We start from the raw sequence: 25,059 nt of genomic DNA, 5'->3' as shown, positions 1-25,059 counted from the left end.
GCCCGATGGCAGAGCAGAAACCGATCAATCCCTGGGTGAAGACGGGGCTGGAGCTTGGTCCGGTCCTCGGGTTTTTCATCGTCTACATGCGGATCAAGGATGAGGTGTACCCGATCCTCGGGCAGGACTACAGCGGCTTCATCGTGGCCACGGTCGGGTTCATCCCGATCCTGCTGCTGTCCATCGCGATCCTGTGGAAGCTGACCGGCAAGCTCAGCCGGATGCAGATCATGACCGCCGTGCTGGTGATCGTGTTCGGCGGGTTGACGGTGATCTTCAACGACGAGGCGTTCTTCAAGATCAAGACCACGATCGTCTACGGCATGTTCGCGGCGATCCTCGGGGTCGGGCTGCTGCGCGGGCAATCCTACCTTGCCTTCGTGATGGAGGACCTGATGCCCATCGCGCAGGAAGGCTGGATGCTGCTGACCAAGCGCCTGGCGGCCATGTTCGCGGCCATGGCGGGGGCCAACGAGATTGTCTGGCGCACCATGTCCACGGAATTCTGGGTCAAGTTCGAGACCTTCGCCCTGCCTGCGGCGCTCTTTGCGTTTTTCATTGCCCAGGCGAAGATGCTGGAGCGGTATTCCCTGGAAAAAAAGGGACCGGAGGCCTGATCTGCAAGAGACGGCCGCGCGCCGCGGCGCCCGTGTGTTGCCAAAAGGCGCGCCTGTCGGCGCACGCGGTCCCTCGTGCCGCCCTGCGGGCGGCAAGGGGGCGCTGCCCCCGCCGCGCGGCGCGTGTCTCCCCCGGAGTATTCTCGCAAAGATGAAGACTGGCGCGGCGGCCTGCGACGGGGCGGTGTGGATGGTGCGCCTGTGCCTCGGTGGTCAGAGTTGTTCCACCGTGACCTTGTCCGGGAAAAAGGCGATGTGGTCGCGGATCCGCGCCACCGCGTCCTTGGGGCTTTCGTAGGACCAGCCGGCATCGGGGATCAGCCCACTTTTGGCCTGGATCGAGTAATAGCTGGCATCGCCCTTGTGCGGGCAGTGGGAGCGGGTTTCGGACGGCTCGAGGAAGGCCATGCCGATATCGGACCGGGGGAAGTAGATTACCGGCGGCATGCCGCCTTCGACCAGTTCGAGGGCGTTGGCGCTTTCGACCAGCACGGCACCGCCCGCGCGGACGGTCCAGGTGCCGGGGGCCTTGTGGATCTTGATATGCTCGCTCATGGCTTGGTCCTTTGAGTTGTGGCAACGTCGGGGATGTCCGGCGCGCGTCGTGTCGGGTGTATCGCCGTCAGGCGGGCTGCGCGGTCACAGCGGGCGCGTTGCCCTGTCCAGCCAGCGACGCGCCTCGGGCGTCAGCCGGTCCCGGAGGCGCTGGCGGGTTTCCGCGTGATAGGTGTCGATCCAGTCGATCTCGGCCTGCGACAGCATCGCGGTGTCGATGAGGGCGGTCTCGAGCGGGACGTAAGTCAGGGTGTCGAAGCGCAACATCTCGCGTTGCGGATCGCCGCCCTCGGGCGGGTCGGCCTGCGTGACGACGACGAGGTTCTCTAGCCGGATGCCGAAGGCGCCTTCGCGATAATAGCCGGGCTCGTTGCTGAGGATCATGCCCGACTCGAGGGGCACTTCGCTGATCCGGCTGAGCCGCTGCGGGCCTTCGTGGACGCACAGATAGGTGCCCACACCGTGCCCGGTGCCGTGGTCGTAATCTTGCCCGGCCATCCACAGCGGGGCGCGGGCCAGCGCGTCCAGGTCGCGACCTGCCAACCCCTTGGGCCAGCGCGCGCGGCTGATGGCGATCATGCCCTGCAGGACCCGTGTGAAGGCGGCTCTGGCGCCCTCCGGCGGGGTGCCTGTGGCCAGCGTGCGGGTGATGTCGGTCGTCCCGTCCGCATACTGGCCACCGCTGTCGATCAGCAGCAGATCGCCGGGGGTGATCCGCCGGTTGGTGCCTTCGGTCACGCGGTAATGGACGATGGCGCCGTTCGGGCCAGTGCCGCAGATCGTCTCGAAACTGATGTCGCGCAGGGCGCCCGTGGCCTGCCGGGCGGCTTCGAGCGCCATGACCACGTCGATTTCGGTCAGCTCCGCGGGGTTTTGACCCGAGAACCAGGTGAGGAACTCGACAACCGCTGCCCCGTCGCGCAGGTGCGCCTCGGTGGTGCCCGCGATCTCGGCCGCGGTCTTGCAGGCCTTGGGCAGGATGCAGGGGTCGTCGGCCTCGATCACCGGGGTGTCCTGGGCGGCCATCAGGTCGAAGATCGCGACAGGCGCGGTGTTCGGGTCGACCTGGACCGGACCGGCCAGCGCGCCGAGGGCTGCGGCCAGGTCGTGCGGCGGGTGGCAGCGGATCTCGGGCCCGAGATGGGCGCGCAGATCGTCATCGAGCTTGGCCGGATCGATGAAGAGATCGCAGCTTGCATCGTCATGTAGGACCGCGAAGGCATGGACCACCGGGTTGCGTGGGATATCCGCGCCGCGGATGTTGAGCAGCCAGCACAGGCTGTCGGGCAGGGTGAGGACCACGGATTTTGCCCCGGACTCGGTCAGGTGCTGCGCGAGGGACCTGCGCTTCTCGGCGCTGCTGCGACCGGCCAGGCTATCGGGATGGACGATGACCGCGCCTTGGGGTGGCGCGGGCTGATCCGGCCAGATCCTGTCGATCAGGTTGTCCGTGCGGCGCAAGGACAGCGCGTCGCCGAGGCTCGCCTCCAGCCGCGCGATCTCGGCATTGGTATGCAGCCAGGGGTCGAACCCGATCACCCCGGTGGGAAGCGCTTCGCGCAGCCAGGGGCCCGGTTGCGTCTTGGGCCAGGGAACCGGGGTGAATGCCCCGTTGTCGACCTGCGCGCGGACCTGCAGGGTGTAGCGCCCGTCGATGAAGATCCCTGCGGTCCCGGCCAGGGCGATGCAGAACCCCGCGGAGCCGGTGAACCCCGTGAGCCACGCAAGCCTGTCGTCGCGCGGGGCCACGTATTCTCCCTGATGCGCGTCGGCGCGCGGCACGAGAAAACCCGCGAGCTCCTCCGCGGCCATTTCGGCGCGCAGGGCCGCAAGACGGGGTGGCCCCTGATCGGGGGTGGTGGTGGCGGAAAAAGATTGGAACATGGGTGCTTTGGTTGTTTCTTGCCGGTACAATCTAGCGTTGCGGGCAGAAACCGCCATGGCAATCCGCAGGCGCGGGGCAAGCGCCTTCAAGGGCGCCTCTAAAGGCGCTGCGAAGCGCCTTGAGCCCGTTGCTCAGATGTCGAATTCCACGACGACCGGGCAATGGTCGCTGGCCTTGGGCCGGTCCCATCCGATCCGGGGGTAACGCGGGGTATCGAGGTTGGGCACGCGCTGGGGCATGCCCGTCCGGATGATCTCGGGGGTGCTGCGCACCCGTGCGGCCAGGGCGGGCGAGGCGATGACATAGTCAAGCTGGGTCTTCGACCGCCCCCCGGCGTAGTAATGGGTCCAGCGCGCGGCCTCGGGCAGGGCCGCCACAAGGTTGATCCCGAACCCATCCTCCAGCAGCGGCGCGACCCCCGATGCGTCTTCGCCGGAAGGCGGCCTGTCGCGTAGGCTTTCGGCAAAGCTGCCATCGGCCTGCCGCACCGAGCTGACGAAGCGGTAGCTCAATGCGTCGTTCAGATCGCCGCAGATCGCCCAGAGCCCTGCCGCGGGATCCGGGAATTTCCGGGTGATCAGCTCGCGCACCAGGATCGCTTCGGTCTGCCGCGTGGCGAGGGATTTCTCCGCATCGCGCCCGCCCATGGATTTGAAATGACAGTTGTAGAGCGTGAGCGTCCCGTCCCCCACGGGCACCACCAGTTCCAGACAATCGCGCCGAAACACCCGCGCCGAGCGCAGCGACCGCGCGCGGCCCCTCGCCAGAGGATAGGCGTCGAGCAGGGCCCGTCCCGTTTCGGTATTGTCGATCACCGAGCCCGTCAGCCAGGCATGGCTGCGGCTGTAGAACGGAAACCTGCGCACCGAGATCGCGGCCACGTCGATGCCGCGCGGGTCGTTGCCTTCGTGCAGGACGCGGTTGTGGAAACTCTCGCCCATCGTCTTCTTCACATAAGCCTCCAGGAACCGGGTCAGCGGGTCGAACCCGTCAACCTCCTGCAGGCAGTAGAGATGCGCATCCGCTTCGGCGATGGCGAGGGCGGTCTGCTGACGTTTGTCGTCGTCCTGCGCGATGGCGGCGGTTTCCACCATGCGCTTGAACGCGGCGAACTTGCTCAGGTCATCATCCCCGTAATCGCCGTAGAACTGCACGATCGGCGACAGGTAGCGCGCCGCATCCGGGTCGGAAAAGCCCGAAAAATTGAACCGGGTGAACAGGTTTTCGATGTTGAAGGTGCAAAGGCGGAACTTGGTCATGGAAAATCTCCCTGTCTCTCAATGAGAGCAGGATAGCACATCCGGCCGCGGGCGGGCTCAGCTGGCGCGCTTGATTCCCATCACCCGGGCCCGGGCCCGGGGGTCGCTGTCGAACAGGGCGGCAAGTTGCTCGGTCATCGCGCCTGCCAGCTGCTCCACATCCGTGATGGTCACGGCACGGTCGTAGTAGCGTGTGACGTCATGGCCGATGCCGATGGCGATCAATTCCACCGCGCGGCGCTTCTCGACCATGGCGATCACGTCGCGCAGGTGCTTTTCGAGATAGTTCGCCGGGTTCACCGACAGGGTCGAATCGTCCACCGGGGCGCCGTCCGAGATCACCATCAGGATCTTGCGCGCCTCGGGCCGTGCCAGCATGCGGCGGTGCGCCCATTCCAGCGCCTCGCCATCGATGTTTTCCTTAAGCAGCCCTTCCTTCATCATCAGGCCGAGGTTGTTCCGGGTCCGGCGCATGGGCGCGTCGGCCTGCTTGTAGATGATGTGGCGCAAATCGTTCAGGCGTCCGGGCTGCTGCGGGCGACCATCGGCGAGCCATTTCTCGCGGCTCAGCCCGCCTTTCCAGGCGCGGGTGGTGAAGCCCAGGATCTCGACCTTCACCTGGCACCGCTCCAGCGTCCGCGCCAGCACATCGGCGCAGATCGCCGCAATCGAGATCGGGCGCCCGCGCATGGAGCCGGAATTGTCCAGCAGGAGCGTGACCACCGTATCGCGAAACTCGGTGTCCTGTTCGACCTTGAAGCTCAGCGGGGTCGTCGGGTTCGCGACCACGCGCGCCAGCCGCCCGACATCGAGGATGCCTTCCTCCATGTCGAATTTCCAGCTGCGGTTCTGCTGCGCCTGGAGACGCCGCTGCAGCTTGTTGGCCAGCCGCGAGACCGCGCCCTTCAGCGGCTCGAGCTGCTGGTCGAGATAGGCGCGCAGGCGTTCGAGCTCTGCAGGCTCGGCCAGATCCTCGGCCTTGATCTCCTCGTCGTGCTCGGTGAGGTAGACCACGTAGTTCGGGTCCGCATCGGAATGGGCGGGCGGCGGCGGCGGCTCAAGCGGGGCCTCGCCCTCGGGCAGCTCGGCCTCGTCGCCCAGCTCCATATCCGCCAGGTCGTCCATGGCGACCTCGGCCTGGGACGGGTCCATTTCCTGGGTGTCGGAGGGGTCGGGGGCGGCTTCGCCCTGTTCGGACTGCTGGTCGTCCTCATCGCCGTCCTCGGCGGCGCTGTCCTCATCCTCCTCCTGTTCGGAGGTGTCTTCGGACTCGTCCTCTTCCTGGTCCGGGTCGTCGCCCAGCTGGTCGCCATAGCCCAGATCGTCGATGATCTGCCGGGCCAGCTTGGCAAAGGCGGCCTGATCGCTCAGGTCCCGCTGCAGCGTTGCAAGCGTCTCGCCGCACTGGTCCTCGATGTGATCGCGCCATAGGTCCATGACATTCTGCGCCCCCTTGGGCAGATCGCGCCCCGTGGCCAGGTGCCGGATCAGGTAGCCCGCGGCAATGGCCAGCGGCGCTTCGGAGGCCTGGGTGACCTGGTCATAGCCCTTGCGCTGGGCCTCGGCACCGATCTTGGCGTCGATATTGCCAGCCGTCCCCGGCATCACCCGTGCGCCCATCGCCTCGCACCGGGCGGTCTCCATCGCCTCGTAGAGGTCGCGCGCCATCTGCCCGGCGGGTTCGTATCGCGCATGCGTGCCCGCGTCGTGATACTTCCGGCGCATGGCATAGGCATCGGCGGTGCCGCGCGCGAACATCACCTCTTCGCGGGTCATGCGGCGGCTGATCTGGGGCAGGCGCATGGAGTCCGATGTCATCCCCGGCGGATCGACGGAATAGGTCACCGCCATGTCCGGATCATCGGCCAGCACGCGGGTCGCTTCGGCCAGGGCCTTCTTGAAGGGTTCGACGGGGTTGTCGGGCTTGCTCATGGGGGCCTGCGCAGGGGTGGCGGCCCAGACGGGCCTGATGGGAAATACATAGGGTTTATTGCGCGGATGGGGAGGATTGGCCAGAGCCGGATGCCTCCCCGCCGGGCAGATATTCCAGCAGGTCGCCCGGCTGGCAGTCGAGCTCCCGGCAGATCGCCGCGAGCGTCTCGAACCGTACGCCCTTCACCTTGCCGGATTTCAGCAGCGACAGGTTCTGCTCCGTGATCCCGATGCGGCGCGCGAGCTCGCGCGAGCGCATCTTGCGGCGGGCCAGCATCACGTCCAGCCGCACGGTAATGTCTGCCTCAGACAAAGAGCCGGTTCTCGTCCGCCTGGCGCGTGGCCTCGGCCAGCACCCAACCCATCACCATCAAAAGCGCCCCCAGAAGCCCCAGCAGCACATCATGTCCCGCGAAGGACACCGCGAGCGTGCGGGCCCCCGGCGGGTTGTCATGGGTCAGGATCAGCACCGCCGCCGTGCGTCCGGCGATGGCCAGCCCGGTGCCGAGCAAAAGGGCTGCGCCGATGCGCCGGATCGCCGCGGCATTGCAATGGCTGAACACACAGCCTTGCCCGTAACGCCCGAAAAGCCCGCGCGCTGTCCAGAGCGCGACACCCGCCGGGGCGAGGATCACCGCGGCAAGCGTCGCAAGGGCCACCCGCTTGCCCGGGGTCAGGCCGGTCGCGGTCTCCACCGGTGGCAGGAAGGGCTCTGGATCGACTAGAACCACCCCGTAGCCTGCGATCAGCAGGGCGCAGGCCAAGGTACAGCCATGGCCGAGCAAGGTGCAAAGCCGGGCAAGGCGCGGGGGAAGAGAAGTTTGCATAGTTTCAATCTCACAATTGATAATTTAACGTAAAACAATAAATGATTCGTGTCGAGAGAGGAATTGAAAGATGCGCTATCCCTGGATTGCCGCGCTTTGCGTTGCCGGATGCTCGCAGGTGCCCTTGGCCAGCATGGTGGAGCTTGCGAGGTTCGATCCTTTGCAGACGGACCTGGCGGGTATCACCGTGGCGGTCGATGTGACGGAGGGGCTGAGGGTCGCGCCCGACGGGGCCATCATGGTGCTGGCCGCGCAGGCGCCGAGCGGGGCTTCGGTATCCGAGCGCTTCGTGCTGGATCAAGCGGCAGTGTCCGAGACGCGCTGGTTTTTCGGCGTCGCGCCGCAGGATGCCGCTAGATTGGAACGTGCCCGGCAGCAGATCGTCGCGTTGAAGGCGGAGGACCCCGCCACGGCAGGGCAGCTGTCGGTCACGGCAGAGCCCTGTCGCGCCGTGGCGGGGGCGGGGGGCACGGTGGATGTGTTCCTGCAACTGGCCGCGGACAGACCTTTCGTGCCCGTCGCCCCAACGGTCGATCTGGAGGACGAGGGCGTGCCCGTGCCAAGGTGCGAAGGCATGTAACCTCGCCCCGAACCTTCGGCGGAACTCAGGGCGTTGCGTCGTGAGATTTTTTCGGAACACTGAAGCCGCAAGCGCGCCGCGCAAGGGGCGCTAGGGGCCCGGGGCCTGACCCGGATTTCGGGTCAGGCCGTTCGTGGCTGAGCGGTTACGCCGCGGCGCGGGCGCGCCGGGGGCGGCGGCGCTTGTTGGCCGGTTTGCCCTGGGGCTTCGGCTGGGGCTTGCCCTGGCCGGTCGGCTTGCCGCCGCCGCTGCCGCGACGCTGGCCCCCACCACCGCCGGGGCCGCGCCCGCGACCACCGCCGCCGCGGCGGGGTTTGGACGGCTCGTCCATCACCTCCCACGGGGTGCCGCCGGCCACGGGCAGGGTCAGGCCCATGACCTTCTGCACCGCGCGCAGCTCGCCCATTTCCTCGGGCGCGCAGAAGGCGACCGCCTGGCCATCGCGGCCCGCGCGGGCGGTCCGGCCGATCCGGTGCACGAAATTCTCCGGCACGTTGGGCAGGTCGAAATTGTAGACGAAGCGCACATCGGGGATGTCGATCCCCCGGGCAGCCACATCCGTGGCCACCAGCACCTTGAGCGTGCCCTCGCGGAAGGCCTTGAGCGCGCGCTCCCGCTGGCCCTGGCTGCGGTTGCCGTGGATCGCGGCGGTCTCGAAGCCCGCGTTGCTCAGCTTGCGCGCCAGCCGGTCGGCCCCGTGCTTGGTGCGCGAGAAGACCAGCGCCAACTCGTCCCGGTGATTGCCGAGAAGGTCGATCAGCAGCTGCGTCTTGGCGCCCTGTTCGACGAAATGCACCGACTGGGTGATCTTGTCGGCGATCTTGCCCGGAGGCGCGACCTCGACCCGCGCAGGATCAGTCAGGTAGGCGCGGCTGAGCTCTTCCATCTGCTTGGGCATGGTGGCCGAAAACAGCATGGTCTGGCGTTCCGCGGGCAGGAGCGGCGCGATCTTGCGCAGGGCATGGATGAAGCCGAGATCCAGCATCTGGTCGGCCTCGTCCAGCACCAGGAACCTGGTTTCGCTCAGGCGCAGGGCCTTGCGGTCCAGCAGGTCGATCAGACGGCCGGGCGTGGCCACGATCAGGTCGGCGCCCCGCTCGGCGCGCTTGATCTGCGGGCCGATGGCAACACCGCCCACGATCACCTGCAGCTTGAGATGGGAGCCTTCGGTGAAGGCGCGCAGGCTCTCACAGATCTGGCTCACCAATTCCCGCGTGGGGGCGAGGATCAGCCCGCGGCAGGTGCGCGGCGCAGGCTTGGTGCCCGCCTTCATCAGCGCATCGAGCAGGGGCAGCCCGAAGGCCGCGGTCTTGCCGGTGCCGGTCTGGGCGATGCCCAGCACGTCGCGCCCGTTGAGCCCGTGCGGGATCGCGCGGGTCTGGATCGGGGTCGGGTCGGTGATGTTCTGGGCGGCAAGGCCGGCCACGAGGCGGGGCGAGAGCCCCAGCATGTCGAAATCCAAAGGATATGTCCTTTCGCGCCACGCAATCGGCGTGGCTATGGGGGATGCGCGCGGCCGGTTTCGGCACGCGGCATGTACAGGGACGCGCTGCCTCGGCAAGGCGCGCGACGGCGTTTGGCCGCGTCTGCGGCGCTCGGGTTCCGGGTCAAGGACGCGCTGCGCCGTGACCCTCTGGACCCAGGCGTGAATGGGAACCGGTCGGAGAGGCATGCTGGCATCTGTCTGCGATCCGGGGACCGCAACGACCCTGAGGCCGGACAGTTCTGCTCACGCGGCAGGCCTGCAATGCTCAGCAGCACATGGGGGAGTTTTGCCCAAAGGTCAATGGGGAGCCGCGCATTCGAGGGATATTTGACGCCGCGACGCCTGGCCGGGGTGGTTGCAAACAGCGCAGATTGGCCCTAGCGCTGTTGGGGATCAGACATAGCGGAGAGCCGCGCCCATGCGCATGACCGACACCTTCATCAAGCCGATGCATCCCGAGGGCCGCAAGTTCGTGGCGATTTTCGGGGCCATTGCCCTCGCGCTCTTCATCGTGTGGGAGCCTCTGGGCTGGATCGGGGTCGGTGCGACGGTGTGGTGCTACTATTTCTTCCGCGACCCCGAGCGGGTGACGCCGCAGCGCGACGGGCTGGTGATCAGCCCCGCGGACGGGGTCGTCTCGCTGATCGAGCAGGCCGTGCCCCCGGCGGAGCTGGGCATGGCCGACACCCCCCTGACCCGGGTCAGCGTCTTCATGAACGTGTTCAACTGCCACGTGAACCGCACGCCCGTGCCCGGGACGGTGAAGGCCGTGGCCTACCGGCCGGGCAAGTTCCTCAACGCCTCGCTCGACAAGGCCAGCGAGGATAACGAGCGCAACTCGATCTGTGTCGAGATGGCCGATGGCCGCCAGATCGCCATGGTGCAGATCGCGGGGCTGGTGGCCCGGCGCATCGTCAGCTTCGTCAAGGGCGGCGAAACCCTCGCGGCCGGCGAGCGGTTCGGTCTGATCCGCTTCGGCAGCCGCGTGGATGTCTACCTGCCCCAGGGCGTGCAGCCACTGGTCTCGGTCGGGCAGACCATGGTCGCGGGCGAAACCGTGCTGGCGGAGCTGGGCGCCGGAGGCCGCGCAGCATGACACGCCCGCCCCGCCGCCCGCGCACCGAGTTCTCGATCACCAACCTGTTGCCGAACATGCTGACGGTGGCCGCGATCTGCGCGGGGCTGACGGCGATCCGCTTCGGGGTGGACGGCAATTACGAGCCCGCGGTGCTGCTGATCCTGCTGGCGGCGGTGCTGGACGGGCTGGACGGGCGCCTTGCCCGCGCGCTGGGCAGCGACAGCGAGATGGGCGCCGAACTCGACAGCCTGGCGGATTTTCTGAACTTCGGGGTCGCGCCCCCGCTGATCCTGTATTTCTGGGCGCTGCAGGACATGCGCGGTGCGGCCTGGATCTCGGTGCTGGTCTTCACCGTCTGCTGCGTGGTGCGCCTGGCACGGTTCAACGCCACCTCCAAATCCGACGAGGGGGCCAGCAAGCTGTCGGAGTTTTTCACCGGCGTACCGGCCCCCGCGGGCGCGGCGCTGGTCATGCTGCCGATGTTCGCCTCCTTCTCCGTGGGGGAGGAACCGCTCTTCCCGCCGGTGCTGATCATGCTCTACATGATGGGGGTCGGGCTGCTGATGATCAGCCGGATTCCAACCTGGTCTTTCAAGACCGCGCGGGTCTCACGCGAAAATGTTAAGTTTTTTTTGGTCGGATTTGTGGCAGTCGTCGCCGCACTGTTTACTTTTGCTTGGACGACATTGGTGATCCTGTGCCTCGTATACGTGGGCGTTGTGATCTGGGCGCTGCTCATGCGGCGACCCGGAGCAGGGTCGTAACAGACCCGGAGAGGCTATGCGCCCTGAACAAGTTGAAACTGCCTATGCCCGCTGGGCACCCATATATGACTGGTCATTCGGCAAGCTGACCTCGGTCGCCCGCCGTCGAACGATGGAGTATGTCTCGGGCCGCGATGGCTCGGTTCTGGAGGTCGGGGTCGGGACGGGATTGTCCCTGGGCCTCTATCCCGAGGGCCGCCCCGTGACCGGCATCGACTACAGTGCGGACATGCTCGCCCGCGCGCAGGACAAGGCCGCGCAGGGCAATCTGCCGGTCACGCCGGAGCTGCACCGCATGGATGCGCGGGACATGGACTTCCCGGACGATCATTTCGACACGGTGCTGGCCATGCACGTGCTGTCGGTGGTGCCCGAGCCGCACCGGGTCATGGCCGAGATGACGCGCGTCTGTCGCCCCGGGGGCGAGATCGTGGTGGCGAACCATTTCGCGCGGGAGACAGGTTTGTTGCACCTGGCAGAGCGGGCGATCTCGTCGATCCCGGGCACGGTGGGCTGGCATTCGGACTTCGAGCGCGAGATCGTGACCGAGGCACCTGGCCTGCGGGTGGCGCATTACGAGCCCTTGCCGCCCCTCGGCGTCATGACGCTGGTGGTGCTGGAAAAGCCGGTGCCCGAGGTCAAGCTGCCGGAGGCGTCGCCCCGTGCTGCGGAGGCGGTCGCGGAACCCATCGCGTAACCCGCGTCCGGGCACGGTGTCTTGCGCTGCCGTGCCCGGGTGGGTCTTGCAGCCCGGGTGTCAGGTGATCGCGTTGGAGGCCGCGCTTTCGGGCAGTTCCTCATCGAAGCAGCGCTGGTAGAACTCTGCCACGGTCTCGCGCTCCAGCTCATCGCATTTGTTGAGGAAGGTCAGCCGGAAGGCGTAGCCCACATTGCGGAAGATCTCGGCATTCTGGGCCCAGGCGATGACCGTCCGCGGGCTCATCACCGTCGACAGGTCACCGTTCATGAACGCGGTCCGGGTCAGGTCCGCGACGGTGACCATGTGCCCCACGATCTTGCGGCCCTTTTCGGTGTTGTAATGGGGGTTCTTGGCCAGCACGATGGCGGCCTCCGCATCGTGGCGCAGGTAGTTCAGGGTCGCCACCAGGGACCAGCGGTCCATCTGGCCCTGGTTGATCTGCTGGGTACCGTGATAGAGCCCCGTCGTATCCCCGAGCCCGACGGTATTGGCCGTGGCGAAGATGCGGAAATAAGGGTTCGGCGTGATCACTTCGTTCTGGTCGAGCAGCGTGAGCTTGCCGTCCACCTCCAGCACCCGCTGGATCACGAACATCACATCCGCCCGGCCCGCGTCGTATTCGTCGAACACGATGGCCGTGGGGTTGCGCAGGGCCCAGGGCAGGATGCCCTCGTGGAATTCGGTGACCTGCACCCCGTCCTTGAGCTTGATCGCGTCCTTGCCGATCAGGTCGATCCGGCTGATATGGCTGTCGAGGTTGACCCGCACGCAGGGCCAGTTCAGCCGTGCGGCGACCTGTTCGATATGGGTGGATTTGCCTGTGCCGTGATAGCCCTGGATCATCACCCGACGGTTGTGGGAAAACCCGGCCAGGATGGCCAGGGTGGTGTCGGGGTCGAACTTGTAGGTCGGGTCGATATCCGGCACGCGGTCGGAGCGTTCGGAGAAGCCTTTGACCTTCATGTCCGTGTCGATACCGAACACCTCCCGCACCGAGATTTCTTCCGTGGGTTTACCGATATCCAAGCCACCGTCTGCCATGCTGTCCCCGAATCTTGTGAGTCGCGCCAGAGGGATCCGGCACGTGTTTGTGCGCAACATATCGTAGGGGACGCGGAGGGAAAGGGGGAGACCGGGACGCAATAGCGGTTTTTGGCAGATCAGCCGCCCGCGCGGGCCGCGATCTCTTGGCCCGCGGCCCAGCCCGAGGACCAGGCCCACTGGAAGTTGTACCCGCCGAGCCAGCCGGTCACGTCCACCACCTCGCCGATGAAGTAGAGCCCGGGCTGATGCGCGCTCTCCATGCTGCGCGACGACAGGGCCGCGGTCTCCACGCCGCCAAGGGTCACTTCGGCCTTGCGATACCCCTCGGTGCCCGTGGGTTTCAGGTGCCAGTCGGTCAGCGCCGCGGTGATCTCGCGCAACCGCGTGTCGCTCAGGTCGGCCAGGTTGCCGGTGGCGCCCACCTGCGCGGCGATGGTCTGGGCCAGCCGCTTCGGAAGCCATTCCGTCAGCACCGTGGCCAGGTCCCGCCGCCCGGCCCGGGCGCGCCGGTCGCGGAGGGCGGTGAAGAAGTCGGTCTCGGGGCACAGCCGCACGGTGATCCCGTCGCCCTCGCGCCAGTAGGACGACGCCTGCAGGATCGCCGGTCCCGACAGCCCGCGATGGGTAAAGAGAAGCGCCTCGTCGAAACTGGTGCCATTGGCGGTCACCCGGGCGGGGCTGGCAAGGCCCGACAACTCGGCGAACGCGGCCTCCGCCCCGAACGTGAGCGGCACCAGCGCGGGCCGCGTCTCGGTCAGGGCATGGCCGAACTGCCGCGCGATGCGGTAGCCCTGGTCCGACGCTCCGATCTTGGGGATCGACTTGCCGCCGCAGGCCACCACCACCTGCCGCGCGGTCACGCGCACGGACCGCCCCTCCCGCGTCACCGACAGCCGGAACCGGCTGCCGTCATGGGCGATCTCGTCGAGCGTGCTGCGCAACCACAGCACCGCGCCCGCCCGGTCCATCTCCGCCAGCAGCATCGCGATGATGTCCTTGGCGGAAGTGTCACAGAAAAGCTGCCCCAGGGTCTTTTCGTGATAGGGAATGCCGTGCCGCGCCACCAGGTCGATGAAATCCCATTGAGTGTAACGGCTGAGCGCGGATTTGGCGAAATGCGGGTTTGCGGAGATGAAGTTCTCCGGCCCCGCATACATGTTGGTGAAGTTGCACCGCCCCCCGCCCGAGATGCGGATCTTCTCGCCCGGATTGGCGCTGTGATCCAGCACCAGCACCCCGGGCCCTGCATGGGCCGCGCACATCATGCCCGCGGCCCCGGCGCCGAGGATCACGGTCTCGAAACTGTCAGCGGGTTGTGCCATGGGCGCGGGATGGCCCAGAGCCGCCCGAGGTGCAAGCCCTCACGGGTCCACACAAGCCCGTGACAGGGATGACGCAATCGCGACAGGTGGCCGCCCCCGCGCTTATATAGCCGGGACACGACCGAAAGGATGCCCCATGAACCGTCGCCATTTCCTCGCCGCCACCGCCGGACTTCTCGCCAGCGCCGCGATCCTGCCCCGCGGCCTGCAGGCCAGCGCCGGCCCGTTCGAGATCACCCTGACCGAGGCGGAGTGGCGCGCGCGCCTGACACCGGCGCAGTTCAAGGTGCTGCGCAAGGAGGGGACCGAGCGCCCCTTTACCAGCCCCCTGAACGACGAGACCCGCGCCGGGATCTATCACTGCGCGGGATGCGACCTGCCGGTCTATCCGTCGACCACCAAGTATGACAGCGGCACGGGCTGGCCGTCCTTCTGGGCACCGCTGGAGGAGGCCATCGGCACCAAGGCGGACCGCAAGCTGATCTATCTGCGCACCGAGGTCCATTGCCGCCGCTGTGGCGGGCATCTGGGCCATGTGTTCGATGACGGGCCGCAGCCCACGGGCAAACGGCATTGCCTCAACGGGGTCGCGCTGACGTTCAAACCGGCCTGAGCGCGCCGCTAGGTTCCGGGACCGTGCGAGAAGGCGCCGCCCGAGACGGCGCTGTTGATCGCGGCTTCCAGGGCGCGCGGGTCCACCGGCTTGGGCAGGAACCCGTCGATCCCCGCATCGCGGTAGCGCGCCTGCACGTCGCCGCCCACATGGGCGGTGCAGGCGATGATCGGCACCTTGCTCTTTTCCGGCCCCGAGGTGCGGATCTGCGCCGTCGCCCCCAACCCGTCAAGCCCGGGCATGGTGATGTCCATCAACACCAGGTCGAAACTCTCCGACAGGATCGCCTCGACCGCCTCGAACCCGTTGGAGACCACGCGCACCTCGTGCCCGAGATCGCGCAGCATCGCCTCCATCACGTTCTGGTTCAGCGGATTGTCCTCGGCCACCAGCACCTTGGCCGACGGCCCCCGGGGCGCCCGGGCGGGATGGGGCTGTGGGGTCTCGCGCGGCTCGGGGCAGGGCTCCAGCGGCAGCGTCAGCTCGAAATGAAAGGTCGCGCCCGCGCCGGGCTGCGAGGTCACGCCGATATCGGCGCTCATGGCCGCGGCGATGTTGTGGCAGATCGACAGGCCAAGGCCCCAGCCGCCGCGATCCTTGCCGAAATCGCTCTCGATCTGCACGAAGGGCCGGAACAGCAACGCCTGCTGCTCTTCCGAGATCCCGATCCCGGTATCCTCGACCTCCAGCCGCAGGCGCGAGAAGCTGTCGCTGCGGCTGATTTCCCGCACACGCAGGGTGATCGTGCCCCGGTCGGTATAGCGCAGGGCGTTGGCCATGAAGTTGTTGAGCACCTGTTGCAGCCGCACCGGGTCGGTCAGCACACGGGCCGGCATCCGGTCGTCGATCTCGACCTGCAGGGTCAGGCCCTTCTCGCTGACCGAGCTGTACCACCAGTCCGCCACCTGGTCCAAAAGCGGCATCAGGTCCGTCGCGCGGCTTTCGATCCGCATGCGCCCGGTTTCCATGTGGCTCAGATCCAGCAGGTCGGTCAGCAGGTTCATCAACTGCCCGCCCGCCGCGATGATCGCATCCACATGGCCGCGCCGCTTCTCGTCCAGGTCCGACAGCCGCAACAGCTGCGCAAAACCGAGAATGGCGTTCATCGGGGTGCGGATCTCGTGGCTCATGGCGGCCAGGAACCGGCTCTTGGCGCGGCTGGCATCCTCGGCCCTGATCAGGGCGGCCTGCAGGTCCTGCTGCAGCCCGTCCGTCCCGTCATCGGCACTGACAATCGACAGGGTGCGCAGGAAGGCGCCGTCCGCGTCGCGCAGCACCACGGCCGAGACAAGGGCGTGGAACGGCGTGCCGTCCTGGCGCAGGAACGTGTGCCGGATCTTGTCCACCGAAGATGTCCGCAGCAGGGTCGGCATGACCTCGGTCCGGGCACGGTTCGCCGATTCGGGTACCATGAACTCCATGATCGACCGGCCGATCATGTCATCGGGGCTGTAGCCGAGCCGGGCCGCCCAATAGGCGCTGATCGCCACGATGACGCCGTCCCGATCCACAGAATGCATCAGTACAGGCGCCTTGCCGAAGAACTCGAGGAACGGGTTCGCGGCGTGGTCGTCAAGCCCCTTGAGCGTTGCCTCAGGCATACACTGTGTCCTTAGAGTGGCGTCCGGAGACAGAATTCCCCCGGCCAGAACATCATCGTCTTCCCAAGGGGAACCTTCGCATTCCCGGTTGCAATATGCAAATAAAGCTTAGTCGCGCGTGCCGGAAAACTTCTCGGCCCAGGCCTCCCGATCCGCGTCGGAGATCTTGGCAAAGGTCACCTCGGGCACCGCGAAGGCATGGCCCGCGGGCAGGGCGGCAAGCGCCTCTGCCACGTCCCCGGGCCAGCCGGCGTCCTCGGCCTTCATGGCGCGCAGCAGGGCGGCACTGGCATCCGGGATGAAAGGCTGCGACAGCACCGCGTAGAACCGCACCAGGTTCAGCCCCAGCCGGATGATCGCCGCCGCCGCGTCCGGGTCAGTCTTGAACACGCTCCAGGGGGCGGCGGCTTGCAGGTACTCGTTGCCCGCAACCCAGATCGCGCGCAACTCGGCCGCGGCCTTGCGCACCTCCATGGCGTCCATGTGCCCCTCATAGGCGCGCAGCTTGGTGGTCAACTCGGCGATCAGCGCCTCCTCGGCGGGCCCATAGGCACCGCCCGCAGGCACCTCTTCGCCGTATTTCGACCGGCAGAACTTGGTCACGCGGCTGGCGAAATTGCCCAGCACATCGGCGAGATCCTTGTTCACCGAGGCCTGGAAATTCTCCCATGTGAACTCGGAATCGGAGTTTTCCGGCGCGTGGCTCAGCAGCCACCAGCGCCAGTAATCCGCCGGCAGGATCTCCAGCGCCTGGTCCATGAACACGCCCCGCCCCTGGGAGGTCGAGAACTGCCCCCCGTCATAGGTCAGGTAGTTGAACGACTTGATGTAATCCACCAGCTTCCAGGGATCGCCCGAGCCCATGATCGTGGCCGGGAAGCTCAGGGTGTGGAAGGGCACGTTGTCCTTGCCCATGAACTGCACGTAGCGCACCTCGTCCGCGCCCTTGTCCGTGCGCCACCAGCGTTCCCATGCCGCATCGTCCAGCCCGTTGGCATCGGCCCATTCGGCGGTCCCGGCAATGTACTCGATGGGCGCGTCGAACCAGACGTAGAAGACCTTGCCCTCCATCCCCGGCCAATCCTCGGTTCCCTTCTTCACCGGCACGCCCCAGTCGAGATCCCGGGTGATGCCCCGGTCCTGCAACCCGTCGCCATCATGGAGCCATTTCTTCGCGATCGACGTGGTCAGGATCGGCCAGTCGGTCTTGCTGTCGATCCAGGCGTCCAATTGGTCCTTCAACGCGGATTGGCGCAGATAGAGGTGCTTGGTCTCCCGCACCTCCAGGTCGGTGGAGCCGGAGATTGCGCTGCGCGGGTCGATCAGGTCCGTGGGGTCGAGCTGCTTGGTGCAGTTCTCGCACTGGTCGCCGCGGGCCTTGTCGTAGCCGCAATTGGGGCAGGTGCCCTCGATGTACCGGTCCGGCAGGAACCGGCCGTCCGCATGGGAATAGACCTGCTTTTCCGAGACCTCCTCGATCAGCCCGTTCTCGGCCAGCTTGCCCGCGAAATATTGGGTCAGCGCCTTGTTGCGCTCCGACGAGGAGCGGCCGAAATGATCGAAGCTCAGCCCGAAGCGTTTCGCGATATCCGACTGGACCGCGTGCATCTCGGCACAATACTCCGCCACCGGCTTGCCCGCCTTGGCCGCGGCCAGCTCGGCCGGGGTGCCATGCTCGTCCGTGGCGCAGATGAACATCACCTCATGTCCACGCGCACGGGCATAGCGGGCATAGAGGTCCGCAGGCAGCTGGCTGCCCACGAGATTGCCCAGATGCTTGATGCCGTTGATGTAGGGAATCGCGGAGGTGATGAGTATACGTGCCATGGATCGGGCCTTTGTGACGTGCCCGCCCGAGGTAGCGCAGGGGCGCGGTGAGGTCTAGCGCTTGCGGCCCAGAAGCCGTCCGATGGTGAAGCTGGTGCGCGGGGTATAGACGTAATCCGTACGCTCCTGCGGTGCCGGCCGCACCCGCATCCGCGCCAGGCCGAACACCACCAACACGAGATGCCCCAGACCCAGGAACACGAAGAGCGCCATCGGCCCCCGCGCCTCGATCAAGAGCGACGAGACCAGCGGGCTGGCAATCGCGCCCACGGCGAACATGAACATCAATGCCGCCGACAGCTCCACCCGCTCGTCATCGCTGGCGAAATCATGGGCATGGGCGGCGGCGACCGAGAAGATCGGAAAGGTCGTCACCCCGAACAGAAGCGCCGCGCCGAACACCGCCAGCGTCCCGGCGCTCTGGGTGTGGATCGTGATGGCGCAGCTGGCGATGGCGGCGACCGACAGGGCGATCAGCACCCTGCGCCGGTCGAACCGATCCGCGAGCCAGCCCGTGGGATACTGCGCCAGCGCCCCGCCCAACACGTAGGCGGCCAGAAAGAGCCCGATCTGGTCCGAGCGCAGGCCCACATCCTGACCGTAGATCGGGCCGACCATGCGGAAGGCTGCACTGGTCAGCCCCGCCACGATCACCGCCGCCGCCGCCAGGGGGGATTTGGCGAGGGCGAGGGCAGGGCGCAGGCGCGGGGCCTTGGGCACCGCGGGCTGGCTCGCCTGGGTCAGGGCGATGGGCAGGAGCGCCATGCAGCACAGGATCGCCAGCAGGTTGTAGGACACGTACTCCGCCGGGGGCAGCACCGCGATCATCAGCTGCGCGATCAGCGCCGCACCCAGGTCCACCACCCGGTAGAGCCCGGTCGCCCGGCCCCGCGTCTCGTTGGTCAGCCGCGCATTCAGCCAGCTTTCAATGATCGTGTAGCAGCCCGCGACACACAGCCCCGTGGTGACCCGCAGCCCGGCCCAGGCCAAGGGATGCACCACCATCATATGCGCCAGCAGCCCGATGGCGCCCGCGGCGGTGAAGGCCGCGAAGGCGCGCGAATGGCCCACCGTGCCCAGCAGGCGTGGTGCACCCCAGCAGCCGATGAAGAACCCGATGTAATGGGCCGAACCGAGCATGCCGATCTCGGCATTGGAAAACCCGAGAACCGCGCCGGAAAGCGCATCCAGGGGCCCGACCGCGCCCGACGACACCTGCAACAGGGCGACGGAGGCGAAAAGGGCGGCAAAAGTGATCAGTACGCGCATGGGAACCGGGGCGGGCAGGACAGGCCCCCCCTATGGCACCGAAGGCGCAGCCCGGGGCGGCCGATTTCGACGCGCCCGTGTCGGTTTTGAGCCTGCGGCGCGCGGTGCGCCCTCAGAGCCCGAAAGATGCCGCGCCGCGGGGCAAGAATTTTAAGTAAAATTCTTGCCCCCGCTCAGGCGCTGCGCACGGTGTCGATCATCAGTTGCACGTTCTCGGGGTCCGCATCGGGTGTGATCCCGTGGCCGAGGTTGAAGATATGCGGGCCCTTGGAGAACGCCTGCACGATCTCGCGGGTCTCGTCCACCAGGGCCTGCCCGCCGGTCACCATGTGCGACGAGGCCAGGTTGCCCTGCACGCAGCCATCGACCTGCACATGCTCGGCCGCCCAGGCCGCCGAGACGGAATTGTCCAGTGCGACGCAATCGGCCCCCGTGGCCTTGGCAAAGCCGATATAGCCGTCGCCCGCCTCGCGCGGGAAGGCGATGATCGGCGTGTCGGGATGTTTCGTCTTCAGCGCGGCGATGATCTTTTTCGTCGGCTCCAGAGCGTATTTCGTGAACGCCTCGCCCTTCAGCGACCCGGCCCAGCTGTCGAAGATCTTCACCGTCTCGGCCCCCGCCTCGATCTGCATCGAGAGGTACGCGATGGTCGCCTCGGTCAGCCGGTCCATCAGCGCGTCGAACACCTCGGGCGCCTCGCGCATCAGCTTGTGCGCCGGGGCCTGGTCGGGCGTCCCGCGCCCGGCGATCATGTAGGTCGCCACGGTCCAGGGCGCCCCGGCAAAGCCGATCAGCGCGGTCTCGGCGGGCAACTCGCGCGACAGGATCCGCACGGTCTCGTAGATCGGGGCGAGATGGTCATGGACCTCGTCGGCGGGCTTGAGCTTGTTGAACTCTTCCATGGTCTCGATGGTCGACAGGCGCGGCCCCTCGCCGGTCACGAACCACAAATCCGCCCCCAGCGCGTCCGGGATCAGCAGGATATCGGCGAACAGGATCGCCGCATCGAACCCGTAGCGGCGGATCGGCTGCAGGGTCACCTCGGCGGCCAGCTCCGAGTTGTAGCACAGCGACAGAAAATCCCCGGCCTCCGCCCGCGTGGCGCGATATTCGGGCAAATACCGCCCCGCCTGGCGCATCATCCAGATGGGTGGGACCTTTTGCACCTCTCCATCCAGAGAACGGAGGAGTTTTTTTCTGTCAGTCATCGAGGTCGTTCCTTAGTATGGGGATACTGAGATCCCGCCGTGATGTCAGCTTGATGGCGCAAAATGGGTTGTCAAGTCAAGTTGACACTTATAGAGATGCGACCATGACTATCACACTCCCGACCCCCGATTCACCCTTGAAAATCGGCACACGCGGCTCGCTGCTCGCGCTGGCCCAGGCCCATGAGACGCGGGCCCGTTTGTCGGCCGCGTTCGACCTGCCGGAGGAGGCCTTCGAGATCGTGGTCATCAAGACCACCGGGGACCGGATCCAGGACCGCTCGCTGAGCGAGATCGGCGGCAAGGGCCTGTTCACCCGGGAAATCGAGGACGCCATGCTGGACGGGAGCATCGACATCGCGGTGCATTCGATGAAAGACATGCCCGTGGACACGCCCGCGGGACTGGCACTCGACACCTACCTGCCGCGCGAGGACGTGCGCGACGCCTTCGTGACGCTCGACGGGGGCACGCTGGCGGATCTGCCCGAGGGGGCCGTGGTCGGGTCCAGTTCCCTGCGGCGGCGCGCGCAGCTGGCCCATCGGCGCCCGGACCTGCAACTGGTCGAGTTCCGCGGCAATGTGCAGACCCGGATGAAGAAACTCGGCGACGGCGTGGCCCATGCGACCTTTCTTGCCATGGCGGGGTTGAACCGGCTCGGCATGGACGAGGTCCCGCGCAGCGCGATTGCGCCCGAAGACATGCTGCCCGCGGTCGCCCAGGGCTGCATCGGGATCGAACGGCGCGCCGATGATCCGCGTGCGGCCGAAATGCTGGCCGCGATCCACGACGGACCTTCCGGACACCGCCTGGCCTGCGAGCGCGCCTACCTGTCGGCCCTGGACGGCTCGTGCCAGACCCCGATCGCCGGTCTGGCGGAGCTTGACGGCGGCTCGATTCACTTGCGTGCCGAAATTCTGCGCCCCGATGGCTCCGAAGTGCTGAGCGATTCCGAAACCGCACCGGTGGAAGATGCCGCAAAAATGGGCAGGGAGGTGGCCGAACGCCTCCGCGCCCGCGCGCCCGACGGGTTTTTCAGCTGGCTGACGGCGCACGCGTGACCTGAAACGGGCGTTTGATGCCCGAGGCTGCGACCGATTGCTGCGCTGCGGCGCGACGTCCCTTTGGATTGCCGGGAACTCTGCCAAACTGTGTCACGCGATACCGGCCCTGTCGGTCCGGTGTCGCGCGGTTAGGACAGTTGCAGAATCGGATCCCGGAATGTTGACCCCAGAAGAGCCCATTTCCCCGCCCCTCGACGCGGACCGCGCTCAGGAGGTTCTGGCCTTGATCCGCCGTCGGGCGGATGCATCGCGCAGCGCCGCGCGGCTCGACCTCTTCAAGGCCTGCGCGGTGCTTTCCCTGCGCGAAGAGGCCTCGGCCCATGATTTCGCCGATGCCGTGGCCCGCACCCTGGAGCAGGCCTTGGGCCGCGCCCCCGAATGGCACGGCCCCGACGCCCGCAGCGTGACTTTCGACGAAACCTGGCTGCTGCGGCTGGTGGACCGCTCCATCGCCTGTGACAGTGCCAGCGTCGCCTTCCTGATCTCCAGCCGGGTGCAACGGGGCAAGCGTGCCTCGCTCGCCTACCTGGTGAACGGGCTGGCCGAACGGCTCGAGGCGGCCTGACCGCCGCAGGGGGCGCTGCCCCCGTCGCGGACGCGACGCCCCCGGAGTATTTTTGCAACGATGAAGCGGGGCGTCAGGCGCGGGTCGGAGGCATGCTCAGGGCGCGGGCGAAGACCTCGGCGCTGACATTGCCCCCGGTGGCCACGGCAATGACCGCGTCGCCGGAGAGCGCGTCGGGGCGGAACAGTGCCGCCGCGAGGGCCACCGCGCCGCCCGGCTCCAGCACCAGTTTCAAGTGCTGGAAGGCCAGCTTCATGGTCCGCAGCACCTCACCCTCGGTCACCACGAGCCCCGGTCCCGCCCGCGACGCGAGCACGGGGAAGGTGATCTCGCCGGGCATCGGGGTCAGGATCGCGTCGCAGATCGAGCCGTCGCGCGCGCTGTTGGCCAGCCGTGTGCCCGCCGCGAGCGAGCGGGCCATGTCGTCGAAGCCGTCCGGCTCCACCGGCCGGACGCGCATCCGTGGCGCGGTCTCGGCCAGGGCGAGGGCGATCCCCGCGCTCAACCCGCCGCCGCCGCAACACACCAGCACCTCCGCCGCGTGGACGCCTTCCGCAGCGGCCTGGGCGGCGATCTCCAGCCCGGTGGTGGCCTGACCCGCGATCACCTCGGTGTCGTCATAGGGTTTGATCAGGGTCAGCCCGTCGCGCTCCGCTAAAGTCGCGGTCAGCCCGTCCCGATCCTCCCGCGCCCGGTCGTAGAACACGACCTCCGCCCCGAGGGCGCGGGTGTTCTCCACTTTCGGCGCAGGCGCATCGCCGGGCATCACGATGAGCGCCCGCGTGCCATGGGCCGCCGCCGCGCGGGCCACCCCCTGGGCGTGGTTGCCGCTGGAACAGGCGATCACTCCGCGCGCCCGCACCGCCGCGGGCAGCGCCGAGACCGCCGCCCAGCCGCCCCGCGCCTTGAAGGAGCCGGTGTGCTGCAGGCACTCGGCCTTGACCAGCACCCGGCGCCCGGCAAGCGCATCGAGCGCGGGCGCGCTCAGGATCGGCGTGCGCCGGACATGCCCGTCCAGCCGCGCCTCCGCCGCCTTGATCCGGTCGAAATCCGGGGCGCCGCTCATGGGGGCACGGCGGCAAGAAAGGCGCGCAGGGCCGCGCCCGACTCCGGCTCGTCGAGGAAGGGAATATGCGCGCGGTCCGGCACTTCGGCGGCGATCAGGCCCGGGTGGCGGCGCGCCATCTCGGCCACGGTCGCCGCACTCAGAAGGTCCGAATTCGCCCCCCGGATCACCGCCACGGGCAGCCCCGCCAGCGCCTCGAAGAACGGCCAGAGGTCCGTGGCCGCCGTGGCCCCGGCCTCCTCGACGGCATCGCGGAGCTTCGGATCATAGGTGATCTGCAGCCCGCGCGGGGTTTCGGTATAGTGTTTTTGCACCTCCTGAAGCCAGCGGCTCGCGGGCACATTGGCAAAGCCGGTCATCAGCCCGGGCATGGCCGCGGCCATCTCGGCATGGGTGGCATAGGCCGGGTTGCGGCCCAGGTATCCCATGATCACCTCCAGCCCCTTGGGGTCAAGCTCGGGCCCGATATCGTTGAGGCACACGCCCAGCAGTCGCTCCCGCGCCCCCAGCCCCAGCCCCATGGCGATCAGCCCGCCGCGGGAAGTGCCGAGGATCGCCGCCCTGTCCAGCCCGAGATGGTCGAGCAGTTGCAGCGCGTCCGCGGCCTCCTGTTGCAGGGTGTAGGACCTGTGGTCGGCCCAGTCGCTTTGCCCCCGGCCGCGGAAGTCCATCCGGATCACCCGCGCGCCGGTCAGGTGGGGCAGGGCGTAGTCGAAATCCCGGGTGGTCCGGGTCAGGCCCGACAGGCACAGCAGCGGGATGCCCGCCCCCTCGTCGGTGTAATGCAGGCGGGTGCCGTCGGGGGCGGTGATCTGGGGCATCAGAGCTCTTTCACGAGGACGGGAAGCGGGCGGAGGTCGGCGACGATCCGGTCGGGCACCGCGGGCAGGCGGTCGACGGGCTCTTCGGCGCGGTTGGCCCAGACCGCGCGGAACCCGTAGGCGGCGGCCGCCGCCGCGTCCCAGCCGTTGGAGGAGACGAACATCACCTGCTCCGGGCTGCAGCCGAAGCGCGCGCCGACGAGGTCATAGACCAGCCGCGCGGGCTTGAAGATGCTGACCGATTCGACGCTGAGCACATCGTCGAGCAGCGCCCCGATCCCGGCGCTGTCCACCGCGCCTGCGAGCATGTCCGGCGCGCCATTGGACAGGATGCCCGTGTTCAGGCCCTGGTCCTTGAGCGCGCCGAGCATGGCGGGCACCTCCGGGTAGGCCGACAGCTCCCAGTAGAGCTGCAGCAGGCGTTCGCGCAGCTCCGCATCGTCGCCGAGGCCCGCGGCCTCCAGCGCCCAGTCGAGGCCGTCCTGCGTGACCTGCCAGAAATCGCAATGGTCCCCGGTGATGGCGCGGAGCCAGGTGTATTGCAGTTGCTTGAGCCGCCAGTCCCGCGCGATCTGCGGCCAGCGGGTGGCGAAGGCGGCGCGCCCGGGCTCCGCGGCGGCTTCGCGGGCGGCGGCGCTGACATCGAACAGGGTGCCATAGGCGTCGAAAATGCAGGTGGTGATGGGCATGGGGCGTGGGTCCTTCGTCGGGGCCAAGGTGACGTTGCGGGGCGGGAAGGGCAAGACCCGGATGGACGGCGGGTCAGGTTTTGCGCCGCGCTGCGCGCGTCGCCCGGTTGACGATGCACTGTTCCTGGGTGCTGGACGGTTTGGCATGGTATTGCGCCGCGCGATGCGCGTCGCCCCGGCGGGGGGCAAGCCCCCCGCACCCCCCGATCTGCGTGGGGGCGCTGCCCCCACACCCCCGGAGTATTTTTGCACAGAAGAAGACATACGCGGAGCGCATGGAAGGGTCT

General features: G+C 67.5%; 24 protein-coding genes. 8 read left to right on the top strand and 16 right to left on the bottom strand.

What is annotated here, in order from left to right:
* Positions 1-5: 5 nt before the first annotated feature.
* Complete coding sequence (locus tag DSHI_RS13825; RefSeq protein ID WP_044027941.1) at positions 6-617, top strand: inner membrane-spanning protein YciB; 612 nt, start codon at positions 6-8, stop codon at positions 615-617.
* Positions 618-830: 213 nt separating this feature from the next.
* Here the strand turns inward: DSHI_RS13825 and DSHI_RS13820 are convergent, their stop codons facing one another.
* The 6 genes from DSHI_RS13820 to DSHI_RS13795 all read right to left on the bottom strand — a co-directional run bounded on the left by DSHI_RS13820 (position 831) and on the right by DSHI_RS13795 (position 7,075).
* A complete protein-coding gene (locus DSHI_RS13820) occupies positions 831-1,172 on the bottom strand; it encodes a DUF427 domain-containing protein (protein ID WP_012179383.1) in 342 nt (113 codons plus the stop codon).
* Positions 1,173-1,256: 84 nt separating this feature from the next.
* The gene (locus tag DSHI_RS13815; RefSeq protein WP_044027939.1) at positions 1,257-3,056 is read right to left on the bottom strand and encodes an aminopeptidase P family protein; all 1,800 of its coding nucleotides are present in this window, start codon (positions 3,054-3,056) and stop codon (positions 1,257-1,259) included.
* Positions 3,057-3,188: 132 nt separating this feature from the next.
* Positions 3,189-4,316, bottom strand: coding sequence for an endonuclease/exonuclease/phosphatase family protein (locus DSHI_RS13810; RefSeq protein WP_012179381.1), 1,128 nt, complete (start codon positions 4,314-4,316; stop codon positions 3,189-3,191).
* A 57-nt stretch (positions 4,317-4,373) separates the two neighbouring features.
* Positions 4,374-6,248 (bottom strand): cobaltochelatase subunit CobT, encoded by a 1,875-nt coding sequence (gene cobT / locus DSHI_RS13805; RefSeq protein WP_012179380.1) that lies wholly within the window; start codon positions 6,246-6,248, stop codon positions 4,374-4,376.
* A gap of 55 nt (positions 6,249-6,303) precedes the next feature.
* The gene (locus tag DSHI_RS13800) at positions 6,304-6,561 is read right to left on the bottom strand and encodes a helix-turn-helix domain-containing protein (RefSeq protein ID WP_425358959.1); all 258 of its coding nucleotides are present in this window, start codon (positions 6,559-6,561) and stop codon (positions 6,304-6,306) included.
* On the bottom strand, positions 6,554-7,075 hold the full coding sequence (locus DSHI_RS13795) for a DUF2975 domain-containing protein (protein WP_012179378.1): 522 nt from the start codon (positions 7,073-7,075) through the stop codon (positions 6,554-6,556). Before DSHI_RS13795 ends, DSHI_RS13800 begins: the two co-directional genes overlap by 8 nt.
* Positions 7,076-7,145: 70 nt before the next feature.
* On the opposite strand from DSHI_RS13795, the gene DSHI_RS13790 reads away from it, so the two are divergent.
* Positions 7,146-7,655, top strand: a complete 510-nt coding sequence (locus DSHI_RS13790) for a hypothetical protein (protein WP_044027937.1) — start codon at positions 7,146-7,148, stop codon at positions 7,653-7,655.
* A gap of 145 nt (positions 7,656-7,800) precedes the next feature.
* Here DSHI_RS13790 and DSHI_RS13785 read toward each other — a convergent pair whose 3' ends face one another.
* A complete protein-coding gene (locus tag DSHI_RS13785) occupies positions 7,801-9,117 on the bottom strand; it encodes a DEAD/DEAH box helicase (protein ID WP_044027935.1) in 1,317 nt (438 codons plus the stop codon).
* 442 nt (positions 9,118-9,559) lie between these two features.
* On the opposite strand from DSHI_RS13785, the gene DSHI_RS13780 reads away from it, so the two are divergent.
* Genes DSHI_RS13780 through DSHI_RS13770 form a run of 3 tightly spaced genes read left to right on the top strand, consistent with a single transcriptional unit; the run spans position 9,560 to position 11,680 of the window.
* Positions 9,560-10,237 carry a phosphatidylserine decarboxylase gene (locus DSHI_RS13780; RefSeq protein ID WP_012179375.1) on the top strand — a complete coding sequence of 226 codons (678 nt, stop codon included), beginning with the start codon at positions 9,560-9,562 and terminating at the stop codon, positions 10,235-10,237.
* Positions 10,234-10,983: a CDP-diacylglycerol--serine O-phosphatidyltransferase gene (gene pssA / locus DSHI_RS13775; protein ID WP_012179374.1), complete on the top strand. Its 750-nt coding sequence runs from the start codon at positions 10,234-10,236 to the stop codon at positions 10,981-10,983. Before DSHI_RS13780 ends, pssA begins: the two co-directional genes overlap by 4 nt.
* A 16-nt stretch (positions 10,984-10,999) precedes the next feature.
* Positions 11,000-11,680, top strand: a complete 681-nt coding sequence (locus tag DSHI_RS13770; protein WP_012179373.1) for a class I SAM-dependent methyltransferase — start codon at positions 11,000-11,002, stop codon at positions 11,678-11,680.
* Between the two features lie 60 nt (positions 11,681-11,740).
* Here the strand turns inward: DSHI_RS13770 and cobS are convergent, their stop codons facing one another.
* Together cobS and DSHI_RS13760 are read right to left on the bottom strand one after the other, a co-directional pair.
* A complete protein-coding gene (gene cobS / locus DSHI_RS13765; protein WP_012179372.1) occupies positions 11,741-12,724 on the bottom strand; it encodes a cobaltochelatase subunit CobS in 984 nt (327 codons plus the stop codon).
* A 119-nt stretch (positions 12,725-12,843) separates the two neighbouring features.
* Positions 12,844-14,049, bottom strand: a complete 1,206-nt coding sequence (locus tag DSHI_RS13760) for a BaiN/RdsA family NAD(P)/FAD-dependent oxidoreductase (RefSeq protein WP_012179371.1) — start codon at positions 14,047-14,049, stop codon at positions 12,844-12,846.
* Positions 14,050-14,185: 136 nt separating this feature from the next.
* On the opposite strand from DSHI_RS13760, the gene msrB reads away from it, so the two are divergent.
* Entirely contained in the window at positions 14,186-14,662 is a 477-nt protein-coding gene (gene msrB, locus DSHI_RS13755; RefSeq protein ID WP_012179370.1) for a peptide-methionine (R)-S-oxide reductase MsrB, read from the top strand.
* 8 nt (positions 14,663-14,670) lie between these two features.
* Here msrB and DSHI_RS13750 read toward each other — a convergent pair whose 3' ends face one another.
* The 4 genes from DSHI_RS13750 to hemE form a co-directional block, all read right to left on the bottom strand.
* The gene (locus DSHI_RS13750) at positions 14,671-16,263 is read right to left on the bottom strand and encodes a response regulator (RefSeq protein ID WP_012179369.1); all 1,593 of its coding nucleotides are present in this window, start codon (positions 16,261-16,263) and stop codon (positions 14,671-14,673) included.
* A 108-nt stretch (positions 16,264-16,371) separates the two neighbouring features.
* Positions 16,372-18,090: a methionine--tRNA ligase gene (gene metG, locus DSHI_RS13745; protein ID WP_012179368.1), complete on the bottom strand. Its 1,719-nt coding sequence runs from the start codon at positions 18,088-18,090 to the stop codon at positions 16,372-16,374.
* Positions 18,091-18,144: 54 nt separating this feature from the next.
* Positions 18,145-19,359, bottom strand: a complete 1,215-nt coding sequence (locus DSHI_RS13740) for an MFS transporter (RefSeq protein ID WP_012179367.1) — start codon at positions 19,357-19,359, stop codon at positions 18,145-18,147.
* 173 nt (positions 19,360-19,532) lie between these two features.
* Complete coding sequence (gene hemE / locus DSHI_RS13735; RefSeq protein ID WP_012179366.1) at positions 19,533-20,567, bottom strand: uroporphyrinogen decarboxylase; 1,035 nt, start codon at positions 20,565-20,567, stop codon at positions 19,533-19,535.
* Between the two features lie 104 nt (positions 20,568-20,671).
* Here hemE and hemC point away from each other — a divergent pair, with 104 nt between their 5' ends.
* Together hemC and DSHI_RS13725 are read left to right on the top strand one after the other, a co-directional pair.
* Positions 20,672-21,628, top strand: a complete 957-nt coding sequence (gene hemC / locus DSHI_RS13730; protein ID WP_044027934.1) for a hydroxymethylbilane synthase — start codon at positions 20,672-20,674, stop codon at positions 21,626-21,628.
* Between the two features lie 160 nt (positions 21,629-21,788).
* Positions 21,789-22,196, top strand: a complete 408-nt coding sequence (locus DSHI_RS13725) for a hypothetical protein (protein ID WP_012179364.1) — start codon at positions 21,789-21,791, stop codon at positions 22,194-22,196.
* Positions 22,197-22,269: 73 nt separating this feature from the next.
* On the opposite strand, the gene DSHI_RS13720 is transcribed toward DSHI_RS13725, so the two are convergent.
* Genes DSHI_RS13720 through DSHI_RS13710 form a run of 3 tightly spaced genes read right to left on the bottom strand, consistent with a single transcriptional unit; the run spans position 22,270 to position 24,772 of the window.
* On the bottom strand, positions 22,270-23,262 hold the full coding sequence (locus DSHI_RS13720; RefSeq protein ID WP_012179363.1) for a threonine ammonia-lyase: 993 nt from the start codon (positions 23,260-23,262) through the stop codon (positions 22,270-22,272).
* Complete coding sequence (locus DSHI_RS13715) at positions 23,259-24,083, bottom strand: alpha/beta fold hydrolase (protein WP_012179362.1); 825 nt, start codon at positions 24,081-24,083, stop codon at positions 23,259-23,261. The genes DSHI_RS13720 and DSHI_RS13715 overlap by 4 nt, the downstream gene beginning before the upstream one ends.
* Complete coding sequence (locus DSHI_RS13710) at positions 24,083-24,772, bottom strand: haloacid dehalogenase type II (protein ID WP_012179361.1); 690 nt, start codon at positions 24,770-24,772, stop codon at positions 24,083-24,085. Before DSHI_RS13710 ends, DSHI_RS13715 begins: the two co-directional genes overlap by 1 nt.
* Positions 24,773-25,059: the final 287 nt, after the last annotated feature.

Origin of the sequence: Dinoroseobacter shibae DFL 12 = DSM 16493 (genome assembly GCF_000018145.1) — a bacterium.
Taxonomy (GTDB): Bacteria; Pseudomonadota; Alphaproteobacteria; order Rhodobacterales; family Rhodobacteraceae; genus Dinoroseobacter; species Dinoroseobacter shibae.
Note: the sequence above shows the minus strand (reverse complement) of the source record. Positions and strands in the feature narration are given on the sequence as shown.